Origin of the sequence: Streptomyces calidiresistens (assembly GCF_014141525.1) — a bacterium.
GTDB lineage: Bacteria > Actinomycetota > Actinomycetes > Streptomycetales > Streptomycetaceae > Streptomyces > Streptomyces calidiresistens.
Map to the genome: position 1 here is coordinate 1 of NZ_VKHS01000437.1, position 4,671 is coordinate 4,671.

Annotated in this window: 3 protein-coding genes; all 3 read left to right on the forward strand. The window is 71.1% G+C overall.

Annotated elements, in window-relative coordinates; all coding sequences use genetic code 11:
* Nucleotides 1-1,588: ABC transporter substrate-binding protein (locus tag FOE67_RS17075; RefSeq protein ID WP_182665227.1), on the forward strand; the 1,588-nt coding region annotated here is incomplete at its 5' end.
* Between the two features lie 84 nt (nucleotides 1,589-1,672).
* On the forward strand, nucleotides 1,673-2,662 hold the full coding sequence (locus FOE67_RS17080) for an ABC transporter permease (RefSeq protein WP_182665229.1): 990 nt from the start codon (nucleotides 1,673-1,675) through the stop codon (nucleotides 2,660-2,662).
* Between the two features lie 72 nt (nucleotides 2,663-2,734).
* A partial coding sequence (locus tag FOE67_RS17085; protein WP_323384985.1) for a dipeptide/oligopeptide/nickel ABC transporter permease/ATP-binding protein occupies nucleotides 2,735-4,671 on the forward strand: 1,937 nt, incomplete at its 3' end.

The following is a 4,671-nucleotide window of genomic DNA, read 5'->3' on the forward strand; positions in this document are numbered from 1 at the left end:
GGGCAACACCCCGGCGGACACCCTGGTCGTCTACACCGGCCAGGCCGGCGACTACCAGAGCAACTTCAACCCCTACTCGCACAGCGTCATCGAGGGCCCGGGCACCATCTTCGAGCCGCTCTTCTACTTCAACCAGGCCGCCGACGCCGATCCCGTCCCGCGCCTGGGCACCGACTACTCCTGGAACGAGGACGGCACCGAGCTGTCGATCACCGTCCGCGAGGGCGTCACCTGGTCCGACGGGGAGCCCTTCACCGCCGACGACGTGGTCTTCACCCTCGACCTCATCGCGGACAACCCCGCGATCAACGGCACCGGCTTCGATGGCCGTGCCGAGCGGGTGAGCGACACCGAACTGCTCGTCCGCTTCGACGAGCCCGCCTTCCTGGAGGGACCACAGGTCCTGGGTCGCATCTGGATCGTCCCCGAACACCTGTGGGGCGACATCGGGGACCCGGCGACCGACACCGTCCCCGAACCCGTGGGCACCGGGCCGTTCCGCCTCAAGGAGTTCCGCCCCCAGGCCTTCACCCTGGAGGCCAACCCCCACTACCGGGACGGCGAGCCGGAGCTGAAGCAGGTCCGCTTCGTCGCGCTCTCCGGCAACCAGGCCGGTGCCGACGCCCTCGCGGCGGGCACCGTCGACTGGCAGACCGGCCCCGTTCCCGACATCCACAACGTCGAGGACAACTACCCCGGCTACCGGAGCATCACCGTCCCGCTCAACCAGATCGTCCTGATGACCTGCTCCGACGAGGAGTTGGGCTGCACCGGCCCGCAGACCGACCCGGCCGTCCGCAAGGCGATCCACCACGCCCTGGACCGCACCCAGATCAACTCCCTCGCCTTCGAGGACACCGCGAGCGAGATCTCCCCCGGCTTCGCCCTGATCGGCCGGGACGGGGCCGTGATCAGCGACGACCTGGAGAACCGGGTCGTGCCCATGGAGCCCGACACGGCCGCGGCCGAGGCGCTCCTGGAGGAGGCCGGCTGGGAGAGGGGCGGCGACGGCGTGCGCACCCGCAACGGCGAACGCCTGGAGCTGTCCGTCGGCGTCGTCACCGGCTGGACCGACTACATCACCGCCGTGGACGTCATCGGCCGACAACTGGCCCCGCTCGGCATCGACCTCTCCATCCGGCAGTCCTCCTGGAACGAGTGGTCCGACTCCCGCGGCCAGGGCACCTACCAGCTGCTCATCGACTCCCTCTACCAGGGGCCCGCCCCCGACCCCTACTACCTGTACGGGTACTTCTTCCACTCCGAGAACACCGCCCCCGTGGGGGAGGTCGCCCAACCCAACTTCGCCCGCTACGCCGACCCGGAGGTCGACGCGGCGCTGGACGAGCTGAAGCGCACCGACCCGGCCGACACCGCCGCGCGCCAACCCCTGCTGGACACCGTGCAGGCGGCGATCGAGGAGGACATGCCCTACATCCCGGTCCTCACCGGCGGCACCACCAGCCAGTACAACGCCGCGAAGTTCGAGGGCTGGCCCACCGAGGACGACCTGTACGCCTTCCCCGCCGTCTGGAGCCGGCCGGACCACTCGCAGATCCTCCTCAACCTCCGCCCCGCGGCCGACTGACCGGCGTCCCCTCCTCGTCGCCCCCTCGTCGCTCCCCCGTCGAAACGTGTCCGAGAAGCAGCCCACCCCCGATTGGCGGCCCGCATGAGGTACTACGCCCGGAAACTCGGCTTCTACCTGATCGCCCTGTGGGCCGCCCTGACGCTGAACTTCTTCATCCCGAGGCTGATGCCGGGCAACCCGGTGGACATCCTCATGGCGAAGCTCCAGCAGCGGGGCGGGTCCCCCGACCCGGCCGTCCGACGGGCGTACGAGCTGCTTCTCGGCACGGACACCGACGAGCCCCTGATCGTCCAGTACCTCGCCTACCTGGGGGCGATGGCCCGCGGCGACCTGGGGATATCCGTCAGCGTCTTCCCCACCCCGGTCTCCGAGGTGATCGGACAGGCGCTGCCGTGGACCATCGTCCTGGTGGGCATCGCCACCTTCCTGTCCTTCCTGCTCGGGGTGGTGCTGGGCGCGATCGTCGGCCGGCGCCGCGGGTCGTGGCTGGACTCCCTCGTCCCCGCCACCACCATCCTGGCCGCCGTCCCCTACTTCTGGCTCGCCCTGCTGCTGGTGGCGCTCTTCTCCTCGGTCCTGGGCTGGTTCCCCCTGCTGGGCGGGTACGACGTGGCCCTCGTGCCCGGCTGGAACGCGGAGTTCGTCGGATCGGTCCTCCACCACGGCTTCCTGCCCGCCGCGACCATCGTCCTCTCCTCGGTCGGCGGCTGGCTGCTGGGGATGCGCAACATGATGGTCTCCACCATGTCCGAGGACTACGTCCTCACCGCCCGGGCCAAGGGGCTGCGCGAGAGCCGGGTGATGACCCGGTACGCCGCCCGCAACGCCGTCCTGCCCTCCATCGCCGGCTTCGCCATCTCGCTGGGTTTCGTCGTCGCCGGCTCCATCGTCACCGAGCAGGTCTTCTCCTACCCCGGCATCGGATCGAAGCTGCTGCAGGCCGTCCAGAACAACGACTACGCCCTCATGCAGGGGATCTTCCTGGTGATCACGGTGGCGGTGCTGGGCGCCAACCTGATCGTCGACCTGCTGTACGGCGTCATCGACCCGCGCACCCGGGTCGAGGGCTGAGGGCCGCGCCATGGCCGGGGAGGCGTCCGCGCCGATCCGTCGAGGGTCCACCGAGGGCAAGGAGCCGTCATCGTGACCAATCCCGTACACCTCACCGAACCGACCGGTGAACCGGCCGTCGAGGCGGCCGGGGAGGAGGGGATCGTCCCCGGGAAGCGCCCCCGGCGCGCGTCCGGAGGATGGCGCTCCCTGCTCCCCACCCCCTCGCCCAAACTGGTCATCGGCTTCTGTCTGGTGGCCGCCATCGCCCTGTTCGCTCTCGTCGGCCCGCTGTTCCTCGGCGATCCCGATGCCATCGACAGCCGCGGGATGACGCCCCCCGACGGGGAGAACCTGCTGGGCACCACCCGCACCGGCCAGGACGTGCTGGCCCAACTGGCCCGGGCCACCGCCGGCTCGCTGCAGATCGGGCTGCTGGTGGGCGTCATGGCCACCCTCCTCTCGGCCCTCTTCGGCATCATCGGTGGCTACCTCGGCGGGTTGGTGGACGAGGGCTTCTCCCTGCTGACCAACGTCATGCTGGTCATCCCCGGCCTGCCGCTGGTCATCGTCATCGCCGGGTTCGTGCCCGCCGGCCGGCGCGGCGCCTGGACCATCGCGGTGGTGCTCGCGATCACCGGCTGGGCCGCCTCCGCACGGGTCCTGCGGGCCCAGACGCTCTCGCTGCGCAACCGCGACTACGTGGCCGCGGCCAGGGTGGCGGGCGAACGCCCCTGGCGGATCGTCTCGGTGGAGATCCTGCCCAACCTGCTGCCGCTGCTGGCCTCGCAGTTCGTCTTCGCCGTGCTCGCCGCGATCCTCGCCGAGGCCGGCCTGTCCTTCCTCGGGCTGGGCGCCTCCAACTCCTCCACCCTGGGCACGATGCTCTTCCACGCCCAGAACGGCTTCGCCCTCCAGTGGGGCGCCTGGTGGTGGTTCGTGCCCCCCGGCCTGGTCATCGCCCTCTTCGGCTGCGGTCTTGCCCTGATCAACTTCGGCATCGACGAGATCATCAACCCCCGTCTGCGCACCGGCGCCCGCCGCGACGCCGGGGACCCCGGCGCGGTGGCCGCCCACGCCGCCCCGCCGACCGGAACCCCGACCGGGTCCCCCGGTGCGAACGACCCCGCCGACCCCGACGACACCGACCGCGAACCGGCGCTCACGGTCGAGCGGTTGAACGTCACCTACCGGGTGGACAAACCGGTCCACGCCGTTCGGGACGTCTCCCTGACCCTCCGCCGGGGCGAGATCCTCGGCCTGGCCGGCGAGTCGGGCTGTGGCAAGACCACCCTCGCCTACGCCATCGCCCGCCTCCACCGGCCGCCCGCCGAGGTCACCTCCGGCACGGTTCTCTTCCACGACCGCTCCGGGGAGGACATCGACCTCCTCGCCCTGGAGGGCGAGGAACTGCGGCGCTTCCGCTGGGACCGCATGTCGGTGGTCTTCCAGGGCGCGATGAACTCCCTCAACCCGGTGATCCCCGTCCGGGAACAGCTGGAGGACGTCCTGACCACCCACCGGCCGGGGATGACGGCCGCGGAGCGCCTGGCCCGCTGCGAGGAGGTGCTGCGCCTGGTGGGGGTGGATCCGCGCCGCCTGCGGTCCTTCCCGCACGAGCTCTCCGGCGGCATGCGGCAGCGGGTCGTGATCGCCATGGCGATGCTCCTCGACCCGCAGGTGATGATCATGGACGAACCCACCACCGCGCTGGACGTGGTCGTGCAGCGCGGCATTCTGGGGGAGATCCTGCGCCTGCGCGAGGAGTTGGGCTTCGCGGTCGTGTTCATCACCCACGACCTGCCGCTGCTCCTGGAACTCGCCGACCGCATCGCCGTCATGCGCGACGGCGAGGTGGTGGAGTACGGGCCGGCCGAGCGCCTCCACCGCGAGCCGCGCCACCCCTACACCCGGCGGCTGCTGGGCTCGTTCCCCTCGCTGACCGGCGAACGCGGCATCCTCCTCGACGAGCGGGTCCCCGCAGCCCAGGAGACGGCGGACACCACCCCGGCCGGCTCCCCGGTCGACCC

Excerpts from the sequence above, each read along its gene's own strand:
- FOE67_RS17080 (WP_182665229.1), top strand. The coding sequence starts at position 1,673 with ATGAGGTACTACGCCCGGAAACTCGGCTTCTACCTGATCGCCCTGTGG.